The organism is Cryobacterium sp. TMT1-2-1, from assembly GCF_004403955.1.
Lineage (GTDB): Bacteria > Actinomycetota > Actinomycetes > Actinomycetales > Microbacteriaceae > Cryobacterium > Cryobacterium psychrotolerans.
Genome location: NZ_SOHC01000002.1, coordinates 1 through 21,989, shown reverse-complemented (window position 1 = coordinate 21,989; position 21,989 = coordinate 1). Strand labels below are relative to the sequence as shown.

General features: G+C 70.6%; 25 protein-coding genes and 1 pseudogene. 18 read left to right on the top strand and 8 right to left on the bottom strand.

Annotation, left to right across the window (positions count from 1 at the left end):
* Positions 1-2: 2 nt before the first annotated feature.
* A complete protein-coding gene (clpS, locus tag E3T33_RS00255; RefSeq protein WP_134574523.1) occupies positions 3-245 on the bottom strand; it encodes an ATP-dependent Clp protease adapter ClpS in 243 nt (80 codons plus the stop codon).
* Positions 246-369: 124 nt separating this feature from the next.
* Between clpS and E3T33_RS00250 the strand changes: the two genes are divergently transcribed.
* Complete coding sequence (locus E3T33_RS00250) at positions 370-1,170, top strand: HNH endonuclease family protein (RefSeq protein ID WP_134574512.1); 801 nt, start codon at positions 370-372, stop codon at positions 1,168-1,170.
* On the opposite strand, the gene E3T33_RS00245 is transcribed toward E3T33_RS00250, so the two are convergent.
* Together E3T33_RS00245 and E3T33_RS00240 are read right to left on the bottom strand one after the other, a co-directional pair.
* On the bottom strand, positions 1,167-1,535 hold the full coding sequence (locus tag E3T33_RS00245) for a hypothetical protein (protein WP_134574511.1): 369 nt from the start codon (positions 1,533-1,535) through the stop codon (positions 1,167-1,169). The two genes, E3T33_RS00250 and E3T33_RS00245, sit on opposite strands and share 4 nt — an antisense overlap.
* Positions 1,536-1,696: 161 nt before the next feature.
* Positions 1,697-2,035 (bottom strand): hypothetical protein, encoded by a 339-nt coding sequence (locus tag E3T33_RS00240; protein WP_092321409.1) that lies wholly within the window; start codon positions 2,033-2,035, stop codon positions 1,697-1,699.
* Positions 2,036-2,136: 101 nt separating this feature from the next.
* Between E3T33_RS00240 and E3T33_RS00235 the strand changes: the two genes are divergently transcribed.
* Together E3T33_RS00235 and E3T33_RS00230 are read left to right on the top strand one after the other, a co-directional pair.
* Entirely contained in the window at positions 2,137-4,386 is a 2,250-nt protein-coding gene (locus E3T33_RS00235; RefSeq protein ID WP_134574510.1) for a glycosyltransferase, read from the top strand.
* Positions 4,383-5,696 carry a nucleotide disphospho-sugar-binding domain-containing protein gene (locus E3T33_RS00230; protein WP_134574509.1) on the top strand — a complete coding sequence of 438 codons (1,314 nt, stop codon included), beginning with the start codon at positions 4,383-4,385 and terminating at the stop codon, positions 5,694-5,696. The genes E3T33_RS00235 and E3T33_RS00230 overlap by 4 nt, the downstream gene beginning before the upstream one ends.
* A 24-nt stretch (positions 5,697-5,720) precedes the next feature.
* Here E3T33_RS00230 and E3T33_RS00225 read toward each other — a convergent pair whose 3' ends face one another.
* The 5 genes from E3T33_RS00225 to E3T33_RS00205 form a co-directional block, all read right to left on the bottom strand.
* Positions 5,721-6,386 carry an NTP transferase domain-containing protein gene (locus E3T33_RS00225; protein WP_092321412.1) on the bottom strand — a complete coding sequence of 222 codons (666 nt, stop codon included), beginning with the start codon at positions 6,384-6,386 and terminating at the stop codon, positions 5,721-5,723.
* A gap of 119 nt (positions 6,387-6,505) precedes the next feature.
* Positions 6,506-6,889 (bottom strand): flagellar assembly protein FliW, encoded by a 384-nt coding sequence (locus E3T33_RS00220; protein WP_092321413.1) that lies wholly within the window; start codon positions 6,887-6,889, stop codon positions 6,506-6,508.
* Positions 6,886-7,764 (bottom strand): flagellar hook-associated protein FlgL, encoded by an 879-nt coding sequence (gene flgL, locus E3T33_RS00215; protein ID WP_338419102.1) that lies wholly within the window; start codon positions 7,762-7,764, stop codon positions 6,886-6,888. The genes E3T33_RS00220 and flgL overlap by 4 nt, the downstream gene beginning before the upstream one ends.
* Positions 7,765-7,779: 15 nt before the next feature.
* Positions 7,780-9,237 (bottom strand): flagellar hook-associated protein FlgK, encoded by a 1,458-nt coding sequence (gene flgK, locus E3T33_RS00210; RefSeq protein ID WP_092321415.1) that lies wholly within the window; start codon positions 9,235-9,237, stop codon positions 7,780-7,782.
* 10 nt (positions 9,238-9,247) lie between these two features.
* Positions 9,248-9,739, bottom strand: coding sequence for a flagellar protein FlgN (locus E3T33_RS00205; protein ID WP_092321416.1), 492 nt, complete (start codon positions 9,737-9,739; stop codon positions 9,248-9,250).
* Positions 9,740-10,043: 304 nt separating this feature from the next.
* Here E3T33_RS00205 and E3T33_RS00200 point away from each other — a divergent pair, with 304 nt between their 5' ends.
* The 15 genes and pseudogenes from E3T33_RS00200 to E3T33_RS00130 all read left to right on the top strand — a co-directional run.
* Complete coding sequence (locus E3T33_RS00200; protein WP_092321417.1) at positions 10,044-10,907, top strand: sigma-70 family RNA polymerase sigma factor; 864 nt, start codon at positions 10,044-10,046, stop codon at positions 10,905-10,907.
* Positions 10,908-10,990: 83 nt separating this feature from the next.
* Complete coding sequence (locus E3T33_RS00195) at positions 10,991-12,181, top strand: flagellin (protein ID WP_092321418.1); 1,191 nt, start codon at positions 10,991-10,993, stop codon at positions 12,179-12,181.
* Between the two features lie 162 nt (positions 12,182-12,343).
* Entirely contained in the window at positions 12,344-13,654 is a 1,311-nt protein-coding gene (gene fliD / locus E3T33_RS00190; protein ID WP_241982773.1) for a flagellar filament capping protein FliD, read from the top strand.
* Entirely contained in the window at positions 13,654-14,082 is a 429-nt protein-coding gene (locus E3T33_RS00185; protein ID WP_092321420.1) for a flagellar export chaperone FliS, read from the top strand. The genes fliD and E3T33_RS00185 overlap by 1 nt, the downstream gene beginning before the upstream one ends.
* Positions 14,075-14,380: a hypothetical protein gene (locus E3T33_RS00180; RefSeq protein WP_134574508.1), complete on the top strand. Its 306-nt coding sequence runs from the start codon at positions 14,075-14,077 to the stop codon at positions 14,378-14,380. The genes E3T33_RS00185 and E3T33_RS00180 overlap by 8 nt, the downstream gene beginning before the upstream one ends.
* 153 nt (positions 14,381-14,533) lie before the next feature.
* Positions 14,534-14,875: a flagellar basal body protein gene (locus tag E3T33_RS00175; protein WP_092321692.1), complete on the top strand. Its 342-nt coding sequence runs from the start codon at positions 14,534-14,536 to the stop codon at positions 14,873-14,875.
* Complete coding sequence (locus tag E3T33_RS00170) at positions 14,875-15,267, top strand: flagellar basal body rod C-terminal domain-containing protein (protein ID WP_092321422.1); 393 nt, start codon at positions 14,875-14,877, stop codon at positions 15,265-15,267. The genes E3T33_RS00175 and E3T33_RS00170 overlap by 1 nt, the downstream gene beginning before the upstream one ends.
* Positions 15,267-15,599: a flagellar hook-basal body complex protein FliE gene (fliE, locus tag E3T33_RS00165; RefSeq protein ID WP_092321423.1), complete on the top strand. Its 333-nt coding sequence runs from the start codon at positions 15,267-15,269 to the stop codon at positions 15,597-15,599. The genes E3T33_RS00170 and fliE overlap by 1 nt, the downstream gene beginning before the upstream one ends.
* The gene (fliF, locus tag E3T33_RS00160) at positions 15,599-17,194 is read left to right on the top strand and encodes a flagellar basal-body MS-ring/collar protein FliF (RefSeq protein WP_092321424.1); all 1,596 of its coding nucleotides are present in this window, start codon (positions 15,599-15,601) and stop codon (positions 17,192-17,194) included. Before fliE ends, fliF begins: the two co-directional genes overlap by 1 nt.
* Positions 17,191-18,219, top strand: coding sequence for a flagellar motor switch protein FliG (gene fliG, locus E3T33_RS00155; RefSeq protein ID WP_092321425.1), 1,029 nt, complete (start codon positions 17,191-17,193; stop codon positions 18,217-18,219). Before fliF ends, fliG begins: the two co-directional genes overlap by 4 nt.
* A complete protein-coding gene (locus E3T33_RS00150) occupies positions 18,209-18,817 on the top strand; it encodes a FliH/SctL family protein (protein WP_166784341.1) in 609 nt (202 codons plus the stop codon). Before fliG ends, E3T33_RS00150 begins: the two co-directional genes overlap by 11 nt.
* The gene (locus tag E3T33_RS00145; RefSeq protein WP_241982767.1) at positions 18,814-20,142 is read left to right on the top strand and encodes a FliI/YscN family ATPase; all 1,329 of its coding nucleotides are present in this window, start codon (positions 18,814-18,816) and stop codon (positions 20,140-20,142) included. Before E3T33_RS00150 ends, E3T33_RS00145 begins: the two co-directional genes overlap by 4 nt.
* Positions 20,139-20,573 carry a hypothetical protein gene (locus tag E3T33_RS00140; protein WP_092321427.1) on the top strand — a complete coding sequence of 145 codons (435 nt, stop codon included), beginning with the start codon at positions 20,139-20,141 and terminating at the stop codon, positions 20,571-20,573. Before E3T33_RS00145 ends, E3T33_RS00140 begins: the two co-directional genes overlap by 4 nt.
* Positions 20,570-21,205 (top strand): C40 family peptidase, encoded by a 636-nt coding sequence (locus E3T33_RS00135; protein WP_134574506.1) that lies wholly within the window; start codon positions 20,570-20,572, stop codon positions 21,203-21,205. Before E3T33_RS00140 ends, E3T33_RS00135 begins: the two co-directional genes overlap by 4 nt.
* A 17-nt stretch (positions 21,206-21,222) precedes the next feature.
* A pseudogene (locus E3T33_RS00130) lies at positions 21,223-21,989 on the top strand (hypothetical protein); the annotation flags it as partial.

Here is a 21,989-nt window from a genome sequence, read left to right as displayed (position 1 = left end):
CATCATCCTTCGGCCCTGGCCAGGGTGGCCCAGAGGCCGTAGTCGTGCATCGCTTCCACGTGACGTTCCATTTCTTCGCGGTTGCCGGTGGCCACCACGGCTCGGCCGTTGTTGTGCACCTGGAGCATGAGCCGTTTGGCCTCGTGCGCCGAAATGGCGAAGTAGCTGCGGAACACGTAGGCCACATAGGACATGAGATTGACCGGGTCGTCCCAGACAATCGTGACCCACGGACGCGCCAGCATCGGGGCGTCGCGAAGGTCCGGGAGCGGGGCGGGAAGGGACACGCCCCCAGCTTCACACGGTCCGGCGCGCAGTGCCACCCGCCGCCGCGTGGGAGGATGGCGGGATGCCTCGCGTGAGCCCTCGATGACCCGCCGGCGGAGAACTTCGAAGGGGTCCCTGGCGAGCGCAGGGCTCATCGCGGCGGTCATTCTGGCCGCGTTCCTCTACTTCACGGATGCGCCTGCTTCTGCACCCGCCCCGCCCCCGGGCGCGTCCGCGGGTGCCACCGTGCCGGCCCCGGCCGGTCCGACGCTGGATTCCGCGGCCGCGGTCGCCGCCGTTGCCGCACTTCCCGACGCCGCATACCGGGACGACGGGAGCTATGCCGGCCACCGGGACGACCTGTTCGGTGACTCCTGGTCCTTCGACTTCGACCGGAACGGCTGCGACGCGCGCAACGACATCCTGAGCCGCGACCTCACGGCCGTCAGCCTCAAACCGGCCCGCTGTGTCGTCGAGACCGGCACGCTCGCCGACCCGTACAGCGGCGAGAGCATCGGCTTCGTGCACGGCGCCGACACGTCGGATGACGTGCAGATCGACCACCTGCTGCCGCTCAAGGCCGTGTATGCCACCGGGGGAGCGGCCTGGACGTTCGAGAAGCGCCGGGCGCTCGCGAACGACCCGGTGAACCTGCTGGCGGTGAAGGGCTCCGAGAACGGCTCGAAGTCCGACTCCCTCCCCAGCGAGTGGCTGCCCGGGGTCTACCCGGATGTCTCGGACCGGCACGATGCGGGCCAGCGGGTCGTCTGGGACGATCTGCCCTCCGACACGGCGCTGCAGTGCTGGTATGTGAAGAAGCTGGTTCCGGTGTTCGTGGCGTACGAGCTCGGGGTGACTCCGGAGGACCGGGCGGCCATGTCAGCCGTGCTCAGAACCTGCTAGGGACATCCTTCCAGCAGCTGGATTCCGTGCTCGGTCTGCCGGTTGACCAGGACCGAGCCCTGGGAGTCGCAGATCGCATTCACGAGAAGCGCGTAGCCTTCACCGTTCTGGAAGTTGCCCTTCTCACCGGCGAGGCCGAAGCCCTGGATGGTTCCGGGGGGTACGAAGGCCCAGACTTCAGGGGCCCCGGGGAACACGCTGGGCAGCCAGGCCCAGTTGCCGTGGATGATCGGCCCGCTGGTGCAGTTGGAGCCGCACGCGGCTGGTGGCTTCGAGACATTGACACAGTCCAAAGCCTGCGCGGCCGTGGGGACGAGCACAAAGGCAGCCGCGAGAGCGGCTGCGGCGAGGGTTTTTCTCAACACGATTACTCCTTCGGAATGGTTGACAGTGCATAAGAGCCGCAACCGCGTGCTGATGCCGCCCCCGATCCGGCTGCATAGAAAACCCTACTCAGAAGCGGCCGCCCGTCAACAGCGTTGGGCCTCCCGTCCTAATCCAGTTGGCAGGCCTGCGCGCGGAACTGCTACTCCAGGTCGTCCCAGTCGTACGCCGTGCTGAAGCCGACCTCCGTGTCGATCACCGGCCTGGGGGAGGACAGGGCCAGGGTGCGCTTGTGCAGCTCGGAGACGAAGTCGACGGTGTTCGGCTCCTCGAGGACCGATTCCTCCGGAACGCCGACCAGCTCGCTGGCGGGACCGACGACCATGCGCACAAGCACGGCCTTCCCGTCATCCGTGAAGGCGGGGATCTCCAGGGACTCGGCCTCATGGTTCTCCCCAAGCGCTGCCACGAACCGGAACAGCCCGTTCGCGATGTCGTCGCTCGTGAGGAACGACGCCCCGGCATAGCTCACCCTCATCATGCGACCACTCTTTACTCGTCGTCGGCCGAGCACAACCCATTGCATGCCCAAGGCGCAGTGGTAAAGTCGCGGGGAATTCCGCTGCAGGGAGGGGAGTGTCCATGGGCACGCAGGCTGAACTGGACGCGGTGCGGACCGCGGGCTCCATCCTCGAGGCCATGCGGGGTGCCGACGACCTGGCCGAAGCCGTGCGCCGGCACGGCGGGGCGCGGGACGTGCGGCTCCTCCTGCGCGCGGCGACCGACCCCGAGGATCAGCTCACCGCCATCGCCGCGATCCACGCCCTCGCGCCGCTGCCCGACGAGTCGGCCGGGAGCGCGCTCGTGTCCCTGCTCGCCAGGGACGAACCCTTTCTCCGTGAGCATGCGGCGTGGGCGCTTGGCGGGCGGCCGCCCCGTGCCGACGCGATCTCCGGGCTTGTGGCCCTGGTCGCCGCCGGTGGCTTCTCCGGGATGATCGCGCAACGCAGCCTCGAGCGCTGGGGCGCGTCGGCACCGGAACGAGTGGCGCTCGCGCTCGACGGCGCGCTCTTGGGGCTCAGCGAACCCGGGGCGAGGGCGCGGCTGGTTGAGACCGCCGGGCTCGTGCCCGGACGAATCCCCGGGCGGCTCATCCGTCGGGTGGCCCTCGACCCGGCCGAGGCCACCGAGGTGCGTGCGGCGGCGATCGCCGCGCTCGGCGATCTCGGGGCGAACCAGGCCGGGACTCGGATCGTGACCGACCTCGCCCGCGGGACCGACTCGCTGGCCGATGTCGCGAGGCTCGCGCTGGCCGACCTGGCCGACCTGGCCGACCTGGCCGACCTGGCCGGCCCGGCCGAGTCGAGCGGGCCGGCCGCACACTCCGACGTCGTGGGGCCGAGGAGGCCCGGCGTGACGATCGCGCAGGTGTTCCTGCCCGCCGACATCGACCGGGAGCTCTCCCAGGTGGGCTCGGGTGACAACGGCGGCATCGCGACGCTGCTCGTGCGGCTCGGGGACGCGCTGGTCGAAGCCGGCGCGTCGACCGGCCGCGCAGCCGATGCGCACGCCCCCGCGCCGGTCTCACGGGTGCTGACCCTGTCCAGGGGGAACCACGCCGGCGCCCTGCGCGGCCTGGCCGACCTCGCCTCCTCCCGGCTCGGGCACGTCTTCGCGACGGTTCCGTTCCTCGGCGAACCGGTGGCCTCGGTGGACGCGTGGCCGCGTCGCGTCGAGGCGCAGCGCGGGCTCCGCCGGATTCTTCGCGCGGCCGGGACGGTCGACGCTGTCCATCTCCGGATGGCCGATGTCGGCACTCTCGCAGCGGTGACGGTCGCGCGCGAACTCCGGATCCCGGTGGTCTTCACGCTGGCGCCTGATCCCCACGCGGCGATCCACGCCCTCGAGGCGGCGGGGGAGCTGACGCGGCAGGACTTCGGCGCTGCCGACGTGCAGGAGCACTTCTGGTTCCGGACGCGACTGGCGCAGCGCGTGACCGCCGAATCCGCGCGCGTCGTGCTCTTCCCTCGGCCGGAGTTGCGGCGGGACCTTCGGCAGCTGGTGGGGGTCGACATCGACCTGGACCCGGAGCGTTTCGCCGTGGTGCCCGAAGGAATCGACCTCCAGGTGATCGAGCGGGCCGGTGCCGACGCGCTCGCCGCATCCGAGCCGGGAGGCGCCCGGCATCCTGACTTCGACGCCCTTGACGCTGTGCTCGGCGGACTCCCGGCGAATCGGCGGGGCCTGCCCCTGGCCATCACGGTCGGTCGGCTGCACACGGTGAAGGGTATGGCGACCCTCGTGGAGGCCTGGCTGGGTGACCCCGCGCTGCGCGCACGCTGCAACCTGCTCCTCGTCGGGGGCGACCTGGAACATCCGTCGGGCGAGGAACGACGCCAGCTGGACCGGATCGACGCGGCCCTGCCGCGTGCCGAGGCGGCCGCCCGCGGACTCCTGCTCGCGGGGCACCGGGCGAACGGCACCGTGGCGCGCTGGCTGGCGGCCGCCCGCTACGGGCGCCCGGGCCTGGCCGCCCCGCATGGCGCGTACGTGTGTGCGAGCGTCAAGGAGGAATTCGGTCTCGCCCTGCTCGAGGCGCTGGCGACCGGGCTGCCGGTGGTCGCGCCCGCCGGCGGGGGACCGGCGACGTTCGTCGAAGACGGCGTGACCGGGTTCCTCGTCGACACCCGCGACGCCCGCGCGCTGGCCGGCGGGATCACCAGCGCCCTGGACCTGTCCGGCGGGGCGCGCGGCGCCGAGAACGCGGAGCGGGCGCACGCCATGGTGGCGCGGGACTTCGCCATCCAGACGATGGCGGATGCCCTCTCCCTGGTCTACCGCGCCGCCGCCGCGCCGGCGGACCCGGCGGCCGGTAAGCTGAGCGCCTCATGAGCGTGCTTGTCATCAGCCCCGACTACGCCTCCCACCTCTACCCGCTTGCCGCCCTGGCGACCGCGTGGCGGGACGAGGGCGAGCGGGTGGTGGTGGCCACGGGCGAAGCCACCGCCGGGATCGTCCGGTCGTTCGGCTACGACCACGTGCCGCTGCAACTGGGCCGAGGCTCCAATCCGGGGGTGATCAGGGCCGAACAGCAACCCACCGGGGAGGATGACGCGTTGCGCGGCTTCTTCGCGGCCACCCGCAACGGGATGGTCGAGACGCTGCGGTTCCAGGCCGAGGCGCGCAGCAGCGACCTCCTCTGGAACCCGGTCGAGGTGGCCGGGGACGTGCAGCGCGTCGTCGAGCGCGTCCGACCGGATCACGTGATTGTCGACCACCTCGCGTTCAGCGCGCGGCTGGCCCTGAAGAGCGCGGGGATCAGCCATGCGGACGTCGTGCTCGGGCATCCGACGGCCCTCCCGGTCGGCACGGAGATCTACGGGTTCGTGTCAACCTGGCCGGAGGCATTCACGCCGGGCCACGACGAGCTGGACTCGCTGCGGAGGCTGTGCGGGAGGGTGCGCGACTCGTTCACGGTGCAGTGGAACGACGCGCTCATCCGCCTCGACCCCGGAGCGACGCCGGCGGCCGACGCGTTCACCGAGTCAGGCGATGTGCTCCTGCTCAACTATCCCGCCGAACTCCACCCCGCGGCCCGGGGGCTGCTGCTTCCGCCGCACGTCTTCCTGGGCTCTGCGGTGCGTGACGACGAGTCGGATGCCGAAACGCGGGAGTGGCTCGCCCGGGACGCCGCCCCCGTTGTCTACGTCAGTTTCGGCAGCTTCCTCTCGGTGCGCGGGGATGTGCTCGCCCGCGTGGTGGAGGCGCTGCGCCCACTGGACGTGCGGGTGGCGCTGGCGGCGGGATCGACCGACCCGGCCGAGCTGGGTCCGATTCCCGGCTCGTGGCTGGTGCGCGAGTTCCTGCCGCAGGTCAGCCTGCTGCGCGGCTCGGCCCTGGCCGTGTCCCACGGCGGCAACAACAGCGTCACCGAGGCGATGACCCACGGCGTCCCGATGCTGCTGCTGCCCTTCTCGACCGACCAGTTCGCGGGCGCCGCCGCCGTCGAGGCGGCCGGGCTCGGCGAGGCGCTGGACCCGAACGCCGCGCCGCCGGAGAGGATCAGGGAGGCCGCCATCCGGTTGCTCGCCCTCGGGGGTGAGGCGCGGGAGCGCCTCGACCGCCTGTCCGCTTCCCTCGCGGACGATGCGGGCCCGGCCCGGGCCTTCGACGCGCTCCGGGTGGTGCCGGACCTGCGCTGATTCGGCCGAGCGACCCGGCGGGCCTCAGTCGTCGACGTCGGCGCCCGTTCCGAGGTCGGCGCAGTCGATCATCCGCACCCCGTGTTCCACCAGGTAGGGGCGGGCCCCGGTGTCGCCGGCGAGACGCTCGCCGAGCGGCGCCCAGTGCCGGCGCCCGATCACGACCGGGTGACCGGGGCGGCCGTCGAAGCCCGCCTGGCGGAGGGTGTCGGGGCCCACGGATGTCGCGTCGTCGTCGTCCCCGGCCCCGATGAGCCGGGCCACGACCCTGCCGTCCAGGTCGGGAACGTCGACCGGGACCACCGCGACGGCTGCCGGGGCGGGTTCGAGGGCGGCCGCCGCAGCGAGGCCGGCCCGCAGTGAGGCGGAGACGCCCTCGGCCCAGTCGACGGCGTGCACGACGACGAGGCCGCCGCCTCGTGCAGGTGTCTCGCCCCGGCCGGGCAGCAGCGATTCCGCCTCGTCGCCCCGCGCGCCGAGAACGACGATCACCGGGGAGCATCCGCCCTCGCGGAGCGCGTCGATGGCACGCAGCAGCCACGGCCGCCCGTCGTCGCCCCGGCGGAGCGCCTTGGGACTGCCGTGCCGCGATCCGGCTCCCGCGGCGAGCAGGAGCCCGGCGATCGGGGTCTGTGCGATCGGTGCCGGGGCGCTCGGTGCCGGGACGCTGGGCGGAGGGGCGCTGTCCATGCCTGCCATCGTACGCAGCGGACGTTCCATCGAGCGCGACCATCGCCCGACTGAGTTGCGGAAAAAGTACCTTCCCGGGCGACAGGAAGGTACTTTGTCCGCAACTCAGCCGGCGTCGGTCAGGCCGCGCGGGCTCCGAGTGCGGCCTGGAGAGGCCAGTCCTGCCCGTCGAGGATGACCTGCGCGCACGCGCCGGTTGTGGCATTGACGACGATCGGCGCCATCAGGTTCGCGGTGGTCCCGGCCTCGCCGGGGTTCACGACCACGAGCACGAACGCATCCTCCGGAACGGTCAGCGCCAGCGCCGTGCACTGCTCGGTCGAGATGACCGGCTGGTAGTCGGTGAGGTGCACGCCGGCGTCGACGACGAACATCCGGGTGCCGGGCGCCTCCGTGGCGCGCAGGGAGTACAGGCCGTCGGCGCCCTCGATCTCGTCGAGCGAGAAGTCCGTCAGCGGGGCGAAGCCCGGGGGAGGGGTGACGAAGGTCAGTGTCGCGCTCATCGGAGGAAGTCCATCAGGGTCGGCTGGAGCACGCGGGCGGTGACGGCGAGGGCCGCCTGGTAGGTGACCTCCTGGAGTTTGAGGTCCAGGATGACCTGGCCGAGGTCGAGGTCTTCGATCCCGGCGCGTTGGGACTCGAGCAGGCCGGATTGCTCCATCAGGGACTCTTCCGCTCGCTCGATTTGTTCCTGCTGGGCGCCGACCCGGGTGTGTTCGGTGGTCATGGCGCTCATCCGGGCGTCGATCTCCGTCAGACGGGAGCCGACGTTCGTGCCGTTGCGCAGGTCCGCGGCAATGGCGTCGATGAGCGCGAAGACCGAACCCGCGCCGGCGCCGAAGACGGCCGCGCCGTCGGCGTCGACCCGAACCGTGGTGTCGGGGCTGATCCGGCGCTCGACCGTGCTTCCCGGCGCCCCGCTGTGCGCATAGCCGGGGGCGCCCGAGAAGGCGACGCCCGTGTCGGAGTTGCCGGCGAAGACGCTGCGCCCGAGGTAGGACGTGTTGGCCTGGCCCAGGATCTCGCGGCGCAGGCCGTCGAGCTCCATCGCGATGGCTTCCTTCGCCGCGGGGGAGAGGGCGCCGTCGTTGGCCCCCTGCACGGTCAGGTCGCGCACGCGGTTCATGGTTGCGGATGCCGCGGACAGGGTCGCGTCGAGGGTCGACATCCAGCCGTTCCCGTCGTCGACGTTGCGGCCGTACTGTTCGGTGGCGCGCAGCTCGGCGCGCACCTTCATCGCGTCCGCGGCGGCGGTCGGGTTGTCGGAGGGGCGGGTGATCGCCTTGAGCGAGCTCGCCTGGTCCTGCAACTTCGCGAGCTGGGCCATGTTGTCGTGCAGGTTGCGCTGCGCGGCGCGCATCTGGGTGTGGCTGGTCACGCGGGCGATCATGGCTTACCTTCCCACCAGTCCGGTGCGGTTGATCAGGGTGTCGAGCATCTCGTCCACGGCCGTCATCACGCGGGCGGCACCCTGGTAGGCGTGCTGCAGCATGAGCAGGTTCACGTTCTCCTCGTCGAGGTCGACGGAGGAGTTGGAGAGCTGCCGGCCCCGGGCGGAGGTCGCGGTGAGGTCGGCGAGGCGTGCCTGCTGCAGCCCCATCCGCGTGTCCACGGCCACGGCCGTGACGAACGAGGCCCAGGCGGTGTCGGGGGAGGCGATGGCGGCGCCGGAGGCGTCGACTGCCTTGCCTGCGCCGAGCTGGGCGATGGCATCGGCGATGGACCCGTCGCGGGCTCCGGCTCCGGGCCGGGCCGCCGCGATCCCGCTGAGGTCGGTGGGGATGACCCGGAGGCTCAAGGCCGCCCTGGTCGGGTCGAAGGCGAAGAAGTCCAGGCCGTCCGCGAGCCCGGTGGAGTTGGTGGAGGTCGCGCCCAGGCGGTGGATGTCGTTGACGGTGGTGGCCAGGTGCGTCGCGAAGGCGTTGTACGAGGCCGCTGCCTCGGCGAGTGCGCCGCCGGTGCCGCTGCCGTTGGCGGCCGCAAGCACCGACAGGGCGCCGGCGAGTTCGCCGCCGTCGAGGGAAACCGGGGTGGCGGGGTTCGTCCAGACCAGGCGCACCGCGTCGGCCGCCGCCCCCTCGAGCCGGGTCGAGCCGGTGACGGCGATCGCGCGGGCTCGGTCGCCCGAGACGAGCGCGTTTCCGCCGATCCCAACGTCGACCGTGCCGTCGGGAAGCTCGCGCACGGTGGCGCCGCTCAGCGCGGCGATCGTTGTCGTCAAGGCGCTGCGCTGGTCGATCAGTTCGTTGGCCGATCCGCCGGTCGCGAGCACCATCCGGATGCGCCCGTTCAGCTCGGCGACCTGGGTGGCGGCATTGTTGAGCTCGGACACCATGCCGACGGCATCCGCGCGCAGGCCGGACCACTGGGCAGTGACGGCCTGGTAGCCCTGCGAGACCTGCGTCGCCAGGTCGCCGGCCTGGCCGAGGAGCAGCGCTGCCGGCGCGGCCTCGCCGGCTCGGTTGGACATGTCCTGCCAGCCGCCCCAGAATTCCTGCAGCCGCGTGGACAGTCCGCTGTCGCCGGGTTCGCGCAGCGACGTTTCGAGCGCGCTCAGCGCGTTCGCCCGCACGGCCGAGTACCCGGCTTCCGCGGCGGAGAAGCGCACCTGCGAGTCGAACGGGGCGCTGCCGAGGCGCGCGATCCCGTCGACGGACACGCCCTGTCCGGCTCGCACTCCGCCGTCGAGCCGCCCGGCGTCGGCGGCCGCGGCGACGGAGGAGGTGGTCACGCGCTGCCGGGTGTAGCCCTCGGTGTTGGCGTTGGCGATGTTCTGGCCCACGACGTCGAGACCCTGGCGCGCGGCAACCAGTCCGGAATAGGCGGTGTTCAGTCCGCTGAAGGTGCTCACGTGATTCTCCTCACAGGCTTCGGTCGATCAGGCGCGAGCCCGTCGCTGCGGAGCCCGCGGCGCCGGTGGCGTCGTAGGTGTTGGCGTCTGCCTCGGGCTGGAGTCCGGCGAGGGTCTCCTGGGTGGACCGGGCGGCGGCGCGCAGGAACCGTTCGTTCGTGTCGCGCAGTTCCTTGATCTGGGTGGTGAGCACGGTCATCCCGGCGAGGTGCGCGGCGAAGATGTCGGCCCACGGGCCGGCCGGAGCCCTGGCCACGAGTTCGCGGAGGGTGGCGTCGTCGCCCGTTCCCCAGTCGAGGCCGAGGGCCGCGACTTCCACCGAGCGGCCGAGGCCGGCTTCGCGCACGAGGCCGAGTACCTGTTCGACCTCGCGGGTGGCGTGCTGCAGCCAGCGGGCCTTGCCGCCCTGAAGCAGGAGCTGTTCCTCCTCGAGCTTGAAGACGAGGAGGTCGAGCAATTCGCGCTCTCGCCAGAGTAAGGCGGACAGTTCATTGGCGCCCATGTGTCATCCACCCTTCCGGCTCGTGCGGACTGCTCGTACGGAGGTACGGCTTCCGGTCCCTTGGTGGGGACTGTCGGCAGGCGCAGGCACAATGTTAGTGATTCGAGGCATGTTCAACTCTAAAGGCTGTCCTCTGAAGAGAGGACAGGGTTTGACCCGTTGTGGGGGGCGCATCCGGTCTACCCCCGGCCGTCGTGCTTGTTAGCTTGGATCTAAGCGAGGGATGAACCCCTCTCAGGGGTCCGAATCCCGTCCGGCTAATAGTCCCAATAGTCCGTTTGCACCGTCGTAAAGGGTCCCACCAGTGAATCGTGCAGAGCGCAACAAGCTCGTGGTCGAGAACCTCCCGCTGGTTGGCTACCTTGTTTCCGAGGTGTGGGCCAAGGCCCGCCACCTCTCCAGGGACGACCTGGCCTCGGCCGGCGCCCTGGCCCTGATCACCTCGGCGGATGCCTTCAATCCCGACCTCGGGGTCCCGTTCGGCGCGTTCGCGCGGCGACGCATCATCGGCGCGTTCGCCGACGACATGCGCTCCAGCGACTGGGCGACCCGCTCGGCCAGGCGGCGGATCAAGGAGACCGTCGCCGTGCAGGAGACCCTGGCCGCGGCGCTCGGTCGCACCGCCACCGTCGACGAGATCGCGGCGGCCCTCGGGGTCGATCGCGAAACCGCGGCCGCCGGCCTGGCCGACGCCTCGCGCACGCTGTCCACGCTGGATGACACGACCGCCGAGTTCCTCGTCGCCGATACAGCGCTCCCCGAGGAGTCGCTCCTCTCCGAGGAACGGCTCGCCTACCTCCGCGCGGCCATCGCGGCCCTGCCGGAGAACATGCGCCTCGTCGTGCAGCAGATCTACTTCGACGACCGGCCGGTCAAAGACATCGCCGCAGAGCTGGGGATCACGCACTCCGCGGTCTCGCAGCAGCGCGCGGAGGCCATCCGTCTGCTGCGCGACGGCCTCGGTACCCACTACTCCGATGACTCCGACACCGCGTATGTGCCGGAGTCGCGTGTCGCGCCGGCCCGTCGCAGCGCCTATCTGGCCCGGCTGGCTGACCACGCGATGATCGGCATCGCCAGCCTCGCCCACGACCGGGTGCCGGCCGCGATCGCCGCGATCTCCGCGCCCGGAGTGTCGTCCAAGGAACTTTCCTCGCAGAACGGCTAACGCGCCTCCGCACCCGGCCGATGGTTCATTGTGCCGGGCCATGGATGGGCCGGTAACACGACCCAATCACGGAGGAAATCATCATGGGTATGCAGGTCAACACCAACCTCGCGGCGAACAACTCGTACCGCAACCTCGCCGCAACGCAGAACGACATGTCCAAGTCGCTGGAGAAGTTGTCCAGCGGCCTCCGCATCAACCGCGCTGCGGACGACGCGGCCGGCCTCGCCATCTCCGAGGGCCTCAAGTCGCAGGTCGGTGGCCTCACGGTCGCGAGCCGCAACGCCCAGGACGGCATCTCGGTCCTCCAGACCGCTGAAGGTTCCTTGAACGAGGTGCAGTCGATCCTGCAGCGCGTTCGAGACCTCGCCGTTCAGGCCGGTAACGACTCGAACAACGCCGACTCGCGCAGTGCGATCAAGACCGAGGTCGACTCCCTGACCAAGGAGCTCACCCGCATCGGTGAGTCGACGAACTTCAACGGCACCAAGCTCCTCGACGGTACCAGCACCTCATTGAGCTTCCAGGTCGGCGCAAACAGCGACGCGAGCAGCCAGATCGTAGTGAACCTGTCCGGGGCGAACGTCAAGGGCATCGCCACGGCGCTGACCGGCGCAGCTTCGGGTGCAACAGGTTCGGCCTTCGCGATTGCCGACATCACCGCTCTCACGGTGGGCGCGGCTACCTTCACGAGCACGACGGCTGCCGGCGTGACGACGTCCGTAACTACCGCGACTCTGAGCGACGCCGTCGGTGGTGCCGGCTTCCAGAGCGTTGACGAGTACGCAACGGCATTGGGTGCCGACGCGAACTTCGCAGCCAACTTCAGCGTGAGCGTGACCAGGGACGGAAACGGTGCCGGCACCGGCATCACCGTCCAGGCCCTGAACGGTGGAGTTGTCTCGACCGCCGTTGCGCCCGCCGCTGGCGTTGCTCTCGGTGGCGCCGCTGGAACCGCGCCTGCCGGCGTTGGCCTGGACTTCACGTCCGCGGCCGGTGCTGCGGCCGCGATCACCTCGATCGATGCTCAGATCAAGAACGTGTCCACCGCTCGCGCCGAGCTCGGTGCCGTGCAGAACCGGTTCGAGAGCGTCATCAAGAACCTGGCCGTCTCCAAGGAGAACCTGACGGCGGCCGGATCTCGCATCCGCGACACCGACATGGCCGAGGAAATGGTCAAGTTCACCCGCTCGAACATCCTGACCCAGGCCGGTACCGCCATGCTCGCGCAGGCGAACCAGTCCAACCAGGGCGTTCTGCAGCTCCTCCGCTAACTAAGCGGGGTTGCCCAACTCATCCGCGCTCTCGCACGGTGAACGGCGCCTGGTGGCAATCGAGGGAGAACTGGACCTCTCCCGCGATTGTCGCCAGGCGCTTTCCGCAGCATCACTGAAGCACTTTCGCATCGAACAGTAGGAGAGGAACACATCGTGTCGATGGCAATCGATGGTCTCGTCAGCGGCCTGGATACCACGGGCCTGATCAAGTCCCTCATGCAGCTCGAAGCGGTTCCCCAGACCCTGCTCAAGAACAAGGTCTCCGAGTCAACGGCGCTCATCTCCGCCCTCCAGGGCCTCAACACGAGCGTCGCCGGCCTCGCCACCCTCGCAACGAAGACGGCGAAGACCGATTCGCTCGACCTCTTCACCGCGTCGAGCAGCACCCCCACGGTCACCGCAGCGGTGACGACAGGCGCAACCGCCGGCCAGATCGACCTCGTCGTCGGCAAACTCGCCCAGACCCAGGTGTCGGTCTCCGACGCGCTCACCGCCTGGCCCGACACCACCCTGACCATCACCGGCGCCGGCGGCACGGCAACCACGATCACCGCGGCCTCGACCTCGCTGGATGACGTGGTTTCGGCGATCAACACCGCCGGAGCAGGCGTCACCGCGACCAAGGTCGCCGTCGGCGCGGCCGGCTTCCGGCTGCAACTCACCGCGACCGCGAGCGGTGCGGCGGGCAGCTTCACCGTCTCCGGCACGGCCGCCGCGATGACCGAGGTCAAGGCCGGCCAGGATGCCCAGGTCACGTTGTGGGCCGGAACCAGCGCCGCACAGGCGATCACCTCGTCCACGAACACCTTCGCCAACCTGCTCCCGGGGGTCGCAATCACCGTTTCCGCGGTCTCGGTTGACCCGGTCACCGTCAAGGTCGCCCGCAATGACGCGGCGATCAGCACGGTAGCCTCGGACCTCGTCAACGGCCTCAACGGGGTCTTCGCCCTGATCGCCACGAAGTCGGCGGTGGTGAACAGCACCAACGGCTCAGGGGCGGCTGTTGTCTCCGGCGGTGTCTTCACCGGCGACAGCACGGTGCGCGACATCAACCAGCGCATCCTCTCCGCGGCCTCGCTCCCGGTGAACGGACGCTCGCCCTCGGAAATCGGGATCAGCATCTCGAAGACCGGCACCATGGAATTCAACGCCACGAAGTTCGCCGCCGCCCTGCAGAAGGACCCGGCCGGCGTCGAGGCAACCCTGCAGGAGATCGCCTCCCGGGTCTCCGTCGCGGCCAGCTCGGCATCCGACAAGTTTTCGGGCCAGATCACCGCGAAGGTCACCGGCCAGCAGTCGCTCGTGAAGGACCTCGGGAACAGGATCGCCGACTGGGATCTGCGGCTGGCCTCTCGCAAGTCTTCGCTGGAGCGCACCTACGCCGCCCTCGAGGTGCAGTTGAGCAAGATGAACTCCCAGTCGTCCTGGCTCAGCGCGCAGATCGCGGGCCTCCCGTCGGGCGGCGCCTGATGAGCATGACGGCAGGGGCCGAGGCCCAGAAACTGCGCTACAACCGCGAGGCCGTGCTCTCGGCCACGCCCGTGCGGCTGCTCACGATGCTCTACGACCGGCTGATGCTCGACCTCGGCCGGGCCGAAGCCGCGCAGATCGCGGCGAACTGGGCCGTCGCCTCGGAGAACCTGCTGCACGCCCAGGCGATCGTCAGCGAACTCTCCGGGTCGCTCAAGGTCGAGCTCTGGGACGGCGGCGAAGGCCTGCTCGCGCTCTACACCTTTGTGTCGAACTCGCTGGTCAACGGCAACATCCACCGCGACGTCGAGCGCACCCGCGAAAGCATCGCGCTGCTCGAACCGCTGCGCCAGGCCTGGCACGAGGCCGCGCAGTCGATGCCCGCACAGCCGGCGCGCTCCACGGGTGGGGGGCTCGGAATTGGCTAGCGCGGACTGGGCGGAGAACCCACACGACGAGTGGATGCGCGTGCTCGACGATCTCGAAAGGTTCCTCGGTTCCTTCGGCGACGGCCTGGACGCCACGCCGTGGACGGCCCCCGTTCGCCTGGGTCCGCTGCCGCCCGCCCTGGTCGGTCGCGCACACAAGGTCCTGGCCGGCCAGCGGGAGCTGGTGCGCGAGATCGAGGCCGCACAGCAGGCGGCCGGGCGGCACCTCGCGGCGGTGCGCGCGGTCTCGGCGGCTCGCAGCGCCGAGACATCCGTGTACGTCGACGTGATGAGCTGACGACGTCCTGAGCGGGCGCAGACCCCCCGTCCGGGTGAACTTCCGATGATTGCCTAACGAAGCCCTGGGCGCGCCCGATAGCTGACTCTGAGCACGGATTGCTCTTCACTGGCCACGGATCGGCCGTCTGTTCCTTTGACGAAGCGGGACTCCGTGCTTGAATCCGTGACCGCCAGCGCCCTGGCGAGTGCCCTGGATGGGCTGGCCCTGCGCCAGCGCACCATCGCGAACAACATCGCGAACGTCAACACCCCCAATTACCACGCCAAGCGAGTCGCCTTCGAGGGCGCCCTGGCGAAGTCGGTAGCGGCCGGCGACGGCCACGCCTCGGCCACCACGGAACGCTCCCTCGAGCCGACGAACGAAATCGGCAACAACGTCAACCTCGACACCGAGACGCTCTCGAACATCGACACGGTGCTGCGGTTCCAGTTCGCCGCCCGCGCCGCCGACGCCCCGTTCAGCGCCGTTCGCGCCGCCCTTCGGACCAGCTGATGACCTTCGACGCGATCGGGATCGCCGGAACCGGGCTCACGCTGCACCGCAAGTGGCTCGACGCCGTCGCCGACAACATGGCGAACATCAACACGGTCAAGAGCACCGACGGGAGCGCCTTCCAGGCCCGTTACGTCGTCGCCCAGGAGGGCGAGGGCAACTCCGGCGCGTACGTCGCCGGGGCGGCCTTCGGCGACGCGGAGGGACGGCTCTCCTTCCAGCCCGACCACCCCCTCGCCGACAAGGACGGGTACGTGCGCCTGCCCGACATCGACATGGCCACCCAGATGGGCCAGCTCATCATGGCGCAGCGCGGCTACCAGGCCAACGCCGCCGTCGTCGACCGCGCGAAGACCAGCTACGAAGCAGCACTACAGATTGGACGTTCCTGATGCCGTTCGGCGCCATTGACAGTGTGCAGGGCACGGCCGGAACCGGCGTGCTTTCCGGCCTGCAGGGCCTGCTGGCCACCCAGGGAACCCAGGGAACGCAGGATGCCGGCGGCGCCGGGTTCGCGAGCGCGCTCACCGGGGCGGTCGACAACCTCCAGCAGACCCAGTCCGCCTCGAACTCCCTCGCCATCCAGGCCGTCACCGGCGACCTGAACGACATTCACACCGCCATGATCGCCTCGACGAGGGCCCAGGTGACGATGGAACTCGTCGCCGGCATTCGGAACAAGGGTGTTGACGCGTTCAACGAGATCATGCGGATGCAGGCCTGATGCCGGCTCAGGTCACCTCGGCGTTCCGGCGATTCGGAAACGCGCTGCGCGAGTTCACCATCGCGCAGCGCACGGTCGCGCTCATCGGTGTGGCGGTGCTCGTGCTGGGCATCGCCGCGCTCTCGATGTGGGCAACCAAGCCCGCCTTCACGCCCCTGTTCTCCGGCCTAAGCGGCTCGGACGCCAACACGATCGTCGACCAGCTCCGCACCGACGGCGTGCCGTACGAGCTCAGCGACGGAGGCGCGACCATCCTGGTTCCCGAGAAGAGCGTCTACGACGAACGACTCAAGGCCGCGTCGGCCGGGCTGCCCTCCTCGAGCACCGGGGGATACGCACTCCTGGACAAGATGGGCGTCACCGCCTCGGAATTCCAGCAGTCGGTGACCTACAAGCGGGCCCTCGAAGGAGAGCTCGCCGCCACGATCGAGGCGCTCGACGGCGTACGGACCGCCTCGGTGCGCCTGGCCATCCCCAAGGAAAGCGTGTTCGTCGCCGAGGCGAACGACCCCACGGCATCCGTCTTCATTGAAACCGAAAACGGCATCACCCTGACGGGCGAGCAGGTCGAGGCCATCGTGCACCTCACCTCCTCCTCGATCGACGGCATGGCCCCGTCCGACGTCGCCGTTGTCGACGCCGGCGGCGCCGTGCTCTCGGCCGTCGGCGTCGGCGCGACCGGCAGCGCCGACAAGCAGTCCTCGGTGTACGAGGAACGCGTGCAGGGCTCGGTGCAGGCCATGCTCGACAAGATCGTCGGGCCGGGCAATGCCAGCGTCGTGGTCGCCGCCGACCTGAGCTACGAGTCCGCCGAGCGAGTCGAGGAGACCTTCACGACACCCACGGATGCCCCGGCGCTGAACGAAGCGGTCAAATCCGAGACGTACGCGGGCAGCAAGGGCGGCGCGGCCGGAGTGCTCGGCCCCGACAACATCTCCGTGCCGGCCGGAGCGGACAGCGACGGAACCTTCACGTCCAAGGACAGCACGCGCAACAACGCCGTCAACAAGGTCACCGAATCGCGCACGATCCCGTCCGGCGCGATCAAGCGGCAGACCGTTTCCGTCGCGGTGAACTCCGAAGCGGCCGGTGACCTCAACGTGTCGGACCTGTCGTCCCTCGTCGCCTCGGCCGCCGGGATCGACCTGGCCCGCGGTGACGAAGTGACGGTCGAGGTCGTCAGCTTCAACACGGCCGGGGAACAGGATGCCGCGGCAGCCCTCGCCGCCGCCGAGGCGGCCGAGAACGCCGACCGCGTCGCCGGGCTGATCCGGATCGCCATCATCGCGGCCGCCCTCGTCATCCCGTTCATCCTCGGCCTGATCGTGTACGCCAGGCGGTCGCGCCGGCAAAGCCGCGAACCGATGGATGTCGGCGACCTGTCGGAGTTCCGCAGCGCCCTGGACGCACCGACGGTTCCGCTGGTCCGAGCCCCGTCGATCACCCCACGGATCATCAACCCGGGACCGTCGATCGCCTACGAGGCGACCGACGCCGAGAACCTGCGGTCGGAGATCGACGCCCTCGCCCAGCGCGACCCCAAGGGCACGGCGCAGTACCTGCGCGGCTTCATGGACGAACGGCAGCCGGCATGAGCGCCGCCGCGACCACCGCGAAGACCCTGACGGGCACCCAGAAGGTCGCGATCGTGCTGATGAACCTCGGCCAGGAGCATGCCGCCGAGGTGATGAAGGAGTTCAGCGAGCTCGAAGCAGCCGCGATCATCGCGGAGATCGTCGGCCTGCGCCGCGTCGACGACACCGTCGCCGACGAAACCCTGACGGAGTTCCATCGGTTGATGGCGACGGGCGCCCGCCAGTCGCACGGCGGGCACGACTTCGCACTCGGGCTGCTCGAAGCGTCCTTCGGAGCAGAGAAGGCGGCCGGAGTCATGACCCGGGTCGCCTCGTCGATGGCGGGCAAGGCGTTCGAGTTCCTCGACGCCGCTGAACCCGGCCAGGTGCTCACTCTCCTCGACGGGGAGCTCCCGCAGACGATCGCCCTCGTGCTGGCCCACCTGCGGCCGGAGCGGGCATCCGCAGTGCTCGCCGGGCTCGACGCCTCCCGCCGCACCGACGTCGCCCAGTGCATCGCGACTATGGGGACGGCAACGCCCGAGGCGGTTCGCATCGTCACCGACACCCTCAAGCTGCGGGCGGGCTCCGTCGTCGGCTCGAGCGAGGCCGCCGAGGTCATCGGCGGGGTCCAGCCGCTGGTCGACATCATCAACCGCTCCGACGTCGCCACCGAGCGGGCCATGCTCGAGGCCCTCGACGAACGCGACCCCGCCCTGGCCGAAGAGGTGCGCTCGCGGATGCTCACCTTCGCCGACATCGTCAAGCTCGAGAGCCGCGACGTGCAGCAGGTGCTCCGCGGCATCGACTCCGGCATCCTGGCCGCCGCCATGAAGGGGTCCTCCGAATCGGTCATCGAGGTCATCCGGGCGAACCTGTCCGAGCGCAACCGGGCAACGCTCGACGACGAGATCGCCGCGATCGGCCCGGTGCGCGTGTCGCATGTCGAGGATGCCCGCGCCGAGATCGTGCGCGCGATCCGCGATCTCGCCGCGCAGGGCAGCATCACCGTCGTCCGCGGGGACGAGGAAGAATATGTCTACTGACATGGCGTTCTCCCGCGTGGCCTTCCCCAACCTCGGACAGGACGGCCGCGAGGTCATCGACGAGCAGTCCCGGGCCCGGGGCCACGCCGCGGGCTACGCGGAAGGCCTCCGGCTGGCCGCCACCCGGATGCACGAGCAGTCGCTGCGACTCGAGGCCGACCACGCCGCGGCCCTCCGGCACGCCGAGGCGAAGGCGGACCGGATGGTCGAGCTGCTGGCCGCCGCCGCGCGCGCCCTGGACGCGAGCGCACTTCCCCTCATCCAGGGCGTCGAGGTCGCGATCGTCGGGTCGGCCGTCGACCTGGCCGAGGCCGTCATCGGCGCCGAACTCGGCGACCGGGAGTCGGCGGCCCGCCTGGCCCTGCGCCGCGCGCTCGACCACGAACACGCGCCCGAAGTGCACACCGTGCGGATGCATCCGGACGACCTCGAACTCCTCGGCACCGAGATCGCCGCCCGCGCCGGCGTGCGGTTCACCGCCGACCCGCAGCTGGCGCGGGGCGACGCCATGACGGAATTCGGCGAAGGATTCCTCGACGCGAGAATCGGCACGGCCCTCCGGCGTGCCAGGGCAGCCCTCGACGGAGTCCGGCAGTGACCACGACCTGGCGCCCGCAGGCGCGGCAGTTCGACGCGGCCCTCCACGCGGCCAGGCCCCAGCGAATGGGCGTGGTCTCCTCGATCGTCGGCCTCGGCGTCGAGCTGACCGGTCTGCCCGCCTCGATCGGCGACCTGGTCACGATCGGCGAGGGCCCCGGCATTGACGCCGAAGTCGTCGCGACGACGCGCGAGGGAGTGCGCTGCATGCCGCTCGGCCGGATGACCGGGGTCAGGATCGGCACGACGGCCAGGTCCACCGGGACTCCGCTGCTCGTCCCCACCGGCACCGGCCTGTTCGGGCGCGTGCTCGACGGGCTCGGCCGTCCCATCGACGGCAAGGGGCCCCTCCGGAACGACGGGATGGTCTCCCTCGACAACGACAGCCCCTCTGCCATGCACCGCGCCCGCATCGACACCCCGCTGCAACTGGGCGTGCGGGTGCTGGACACCATGACGACCGTCGGCAAGGGCCAGCGGATGGGCCTGTTCGCGGCATCCGGTGTCGGGAAGTCCTCCCTGCTCTCGATGATCGCCCGCGGCACGGATGCCGAGGTGTCCGTGATCGCCCTGGTGGGGGAGCGCGGCCGGGAAGTACGCGAGTTCCTCGAAGACGACCTCGGCCCCGAGGGCCTCGCCCGCTCCATCGTCGTCGTGTCCACCTCCGACGAGCCGGCCATGATGCGGCTCCGCGCCGCCTTCACCGCCACGCGCATCGCGGAGTCCTTCCGGGACCGCGGCACCGATGTGATGCTGATGATGGACTCGCTCACCCGGGTCGCCATGGCCCAGCGCGAGATCGGCCTGTCGGTCGGCGAACCGCCGGCGACGCGCGGTTATCCGCCCTCCACCTTCTCCGTGCTCGCCCGGCTGCTCGAGCGGGCCGGGACCGACGCGACCGGGTCGATCACCGGCATCTACACGGTCCTCGTCGACGGTGACGACCACAACGAGCCCATCGCCGACGCCGCGCGATCCATTCTCGACGGGCACGTGGTGCTCGACCGCAAACTCGCGATCACCGGGCACTTCCCGTCCGTGGACGTGTTGGGCTCCATTTCCCGCGTCGCGTCCCGGGTCAACACCGCCGAACGCAACCGGGTGGCCGGCGTCCTGCGGCGCGTGCTGGCCGCTCGCCGGGCCGCCCAGGACCTGCTCGACGTCGGCGCGTACCGGCGGGGGACCAACCCGCTGGTCGATGCCGCGGTCGACCACGAGGCATCCATCACGGCATTCCTGCAGCAGACGATGGACGACCAGACGCCGGCCTCGGCATCCTGGGACGCCCTCACCCGGCTTACGAACACACTGGAAGGCATCTCATGAATCGCGCATTCTCGCTCACCGGGTTGCTCCGGCTGCGCCACCTCCAGCAGGACGAAGCCGCCGGCGCTCTGGCCGCGGCGAACCGGAACGCCACGGAGAACAGCGCCCACCGCACCGAGACCCACAGCGCTATGGCCAACATCCCGGTGTCGGCCACCACCAGCGCCGCACTCAACGCGATGGCGGCCGCGCGCGCGTCGTCGCGGAGCATGCTCGCCGACCTCGACGGGCTCGGCCGGAACTACGCCGTCGCCGTGGGGGAGGCGCAGAACGCCTTCGACGTAGCCCGGGCGCAATCGATCGGACTGGAAAAGCTCCAGACCCGGCACGCCGCGGCGTGGAACGCCGAAGAGCTCCACGGCGAACAGACCGCGCTCGACGAGATCGCCTCCACCCGCTGGCACCAGGGCCAGGCGGGAGCCGCGCGATGACGATGGTTGCCGCCCTCGGCCGGGTCGCCGAGATCCAGTCCACCCTGATCCAGCTCTCCGGGGTTCCGGCGGCGCAGAAGACCGCCGCGGCTCCGGTCGACGCCTTCGCAGCGAACCTGGCCACGGCCCTGGGCACACCCGGCACGTCCGGGGTGCCCTCCGTGGCCACGCCCGGGTCCGGTTCCGGCGTCTCCGGCACCGACGTGACGAACGCCGCAAAGAAATACCTCGGCGTGCCCTATGTCTTCGGCGGGGAGGACGGAGAAGGCATGGACTGCTCCGGTCTCGTGCAGCGCGTCTACGCCGACGTCGGGGTCAAGGTTCCCCGCCTCGTCTCCGGCCAGATGAAGCTCGGCACCGAGGTGGGCTCCCTGGCCCAGGCGCTGCCCGGCGACCTCATCGTGACCGGCGGCGGCGCCCACATCCTCATCTACGCCGGCAACAACAAGGTCATCCACGCTCCCTACCCCGGCAGGACCGTCAGCCTCGTGGACGCCTACATGAAGGATTCCGACATCGACACGATCCGCAGGGTCATCCCGACCGCGACCGCGCCGGCATCGCTCCCGTCCGGCGGCAGCGACGCCTTCAGCGCCGCGCTGGCCGCCTTCGCGGCGGGCGGGTCGAGGTGAGCCTCTCCCTCGCGCGGATGACCGCGCCCCCGTCGCCGCCGTCCGCCGCGGCCGGCCCGGTGACGTCGGCCGATCCCCGTGCCGGCGCTGCGGGCTTCGCCGCCGTGCTGACCGGCGCCCTCGAAGCAGACACCTCCGCACACCTGCCCGCCGAGCCCATGACTGCCGAGCCCGCGCCTGCCGAGCCCGAGACTGCGGAGTCCGAGCCCGCTAAGCGCAGGCTCGGCGTCGAACGTGCCCTGTCCGAACCCGGCAGCGGAGTCGTCGCCCCCGTCTCCGACGCAGCATGGAACGCCGTTCCGGTGGCCGTCCCGGTGGCTGGCGTGCCCGCCCAGCCCGAGTTGACCGCACCCGCCCTGTCCGCCCTGGCCGCGGGGAGCGCATTCGCACCGGCCTCCGCTGTCGCCCCGGCACCGGCCGATCGCCGCCCCACACCGGCGCAGCGGACGGAACCCGCCGCGCCCCGCACGGCGATCCCGGCGTCACTGATCCCTGCTTCGTCACTGATCTCTGCTTCACTTACCCCGGCGTCTCTGACCCCGGCGTCACTGACCCCCGCATCGCTGACCCCGGCGGTGCCGACCGCCCTGCCGCAGTCGCCAACGACGGTCGCATCGGCCGCGCCGAGCCGGTCAAGCGCCACCCCGGGAGCCTCCGCGGCCACCCCGGGCAGTGCGGTGGCTCCGCCCGTCGCGGCTTCCGCGCGGACTGTGGCGGACGTCGCGCCGGTCGCACCGGACGGCAGCCTCGCCCCGGATGCCGCGCCCTCCGCCCCAGCCGCCCA

Coding starts and splice junctions, on each gene's coding strand:
- clpS (WP_134574523.1), bottom strand. CDS start 245: ATGCTGGCGCGTCCGTGGGTCACGATTGTCTGGGACGACCCGGTCAAT.
- E3T33_RS00250 (WP_134574512.1), top strand. CDS start 370: ATGACCCGCCGGCGGAGAACTTCGAAGGGGTCCCTGGCGAGCGCAGGG.
- E3T33_RS00240 (WP_092321409.1), bottom strand. CDS start 2,035: ATGATGAGGGTGAGCTATGCCGGGGCGTCGTTCCTCACGAGCGACGAC.
- E3T33_RS00235 (WP_134574510.1), top strand. CDS start 2,137: ATGGGCACGCAGGCTGAACTGGACGCGGTGCGGACCGCGGGCTCCATC.
- E3T33_RS00230 (WP_134574509.1), top strand. CDS start 4,383: ATGAGCGTGCTTGTCATCAGCCCCGACTACGCCTCCCACCTCTACCCG.
- E3T33_RS00225 (WP_092321412.1), bottom strand. CDS start 6,386: ATGGACAGCGCCCCTCCGCCCAGCGTCCCGGCACCGAGCGCCCCGGCA.
- E3T33_RS00220 (WP_092321413.1), bottom strand. CDS start 6,889: ATGAGCGCGACACTGACCTTCGTCACCCCTCCCCCGGGCTTCGCCCCG.
- E3T33_RS00205 (WP_092321416.1), bottom strand. CDS start 9,739: ATGGGCGCCAATGAACTGTCCGCCTTACTCTGGCGAGAGCGCGAATTG.
- E3T33_RS00195 (WP_092321418.1), top strand. CDS start 10,991: ATGGGTATGCAGGTCAACACCAACCTCGCGGCGAACAACTCGTACCGC.
- fliD (WP_241982773.1), top strand. CDS start 12,344: ATGGCAATCGATGGTCTCGTCAGCGGCCTGGATACCACGGGCCTGATC.
- E3T33_RS00185 (WP_092321420.1), top strand. CDS start 13,654: ATGAGCATGACGGCAGGGGCCGAGGCCCAGAAACTGCGCTACAACCGC.
- E3T33_RS00170 (WP_092321422.1), top strand. CDS start 14,875: ATGACCTTCGACGCGATCGGGATCGCCGGAACCGGGCTCACGCTGCAC.
- fliE (WP_092321423.1), top strand. CDS start 15,267: ATGCCGTTCGGCGCCATTGACAGTGTGCAGGGCACGGCCGGAACCGGC.
- fliF (WP_092321424.1), top strand. CDS start 15,599: ATGCCGGCTCAGGTCACCTCGGCGTTCCGGCGATTCGGAAACGCGCTG.
- fliG (WP_092321425.1), top strand. CDS start 17,191: ATGAGCGCCGCCGCGACCACCGCGAAGACCCTGACGGGCACCCAGAAG.
- E3T33_RS00150 (WP_166784341.1), top strand. CDS start 18,209: ATGTCTACTGACATGGCGTTCTCCCGCGTGGCCTTCCCCAACCTCGGA.
- E3T33_RS00140 (WP_092321427.1), top strand. CDS start 20,139: ATGAATCGCGCATTCTCGCTCACCGGGTTGCTCCGGCTGCGCCACCTC.
- E3T33_RS00135 (WP_134574506.1), top strand. CDS start 20,570: ATGACGATGGTTGCCGCCCTCGGCCGGGTCGCCGAGATCCAGTCCACC.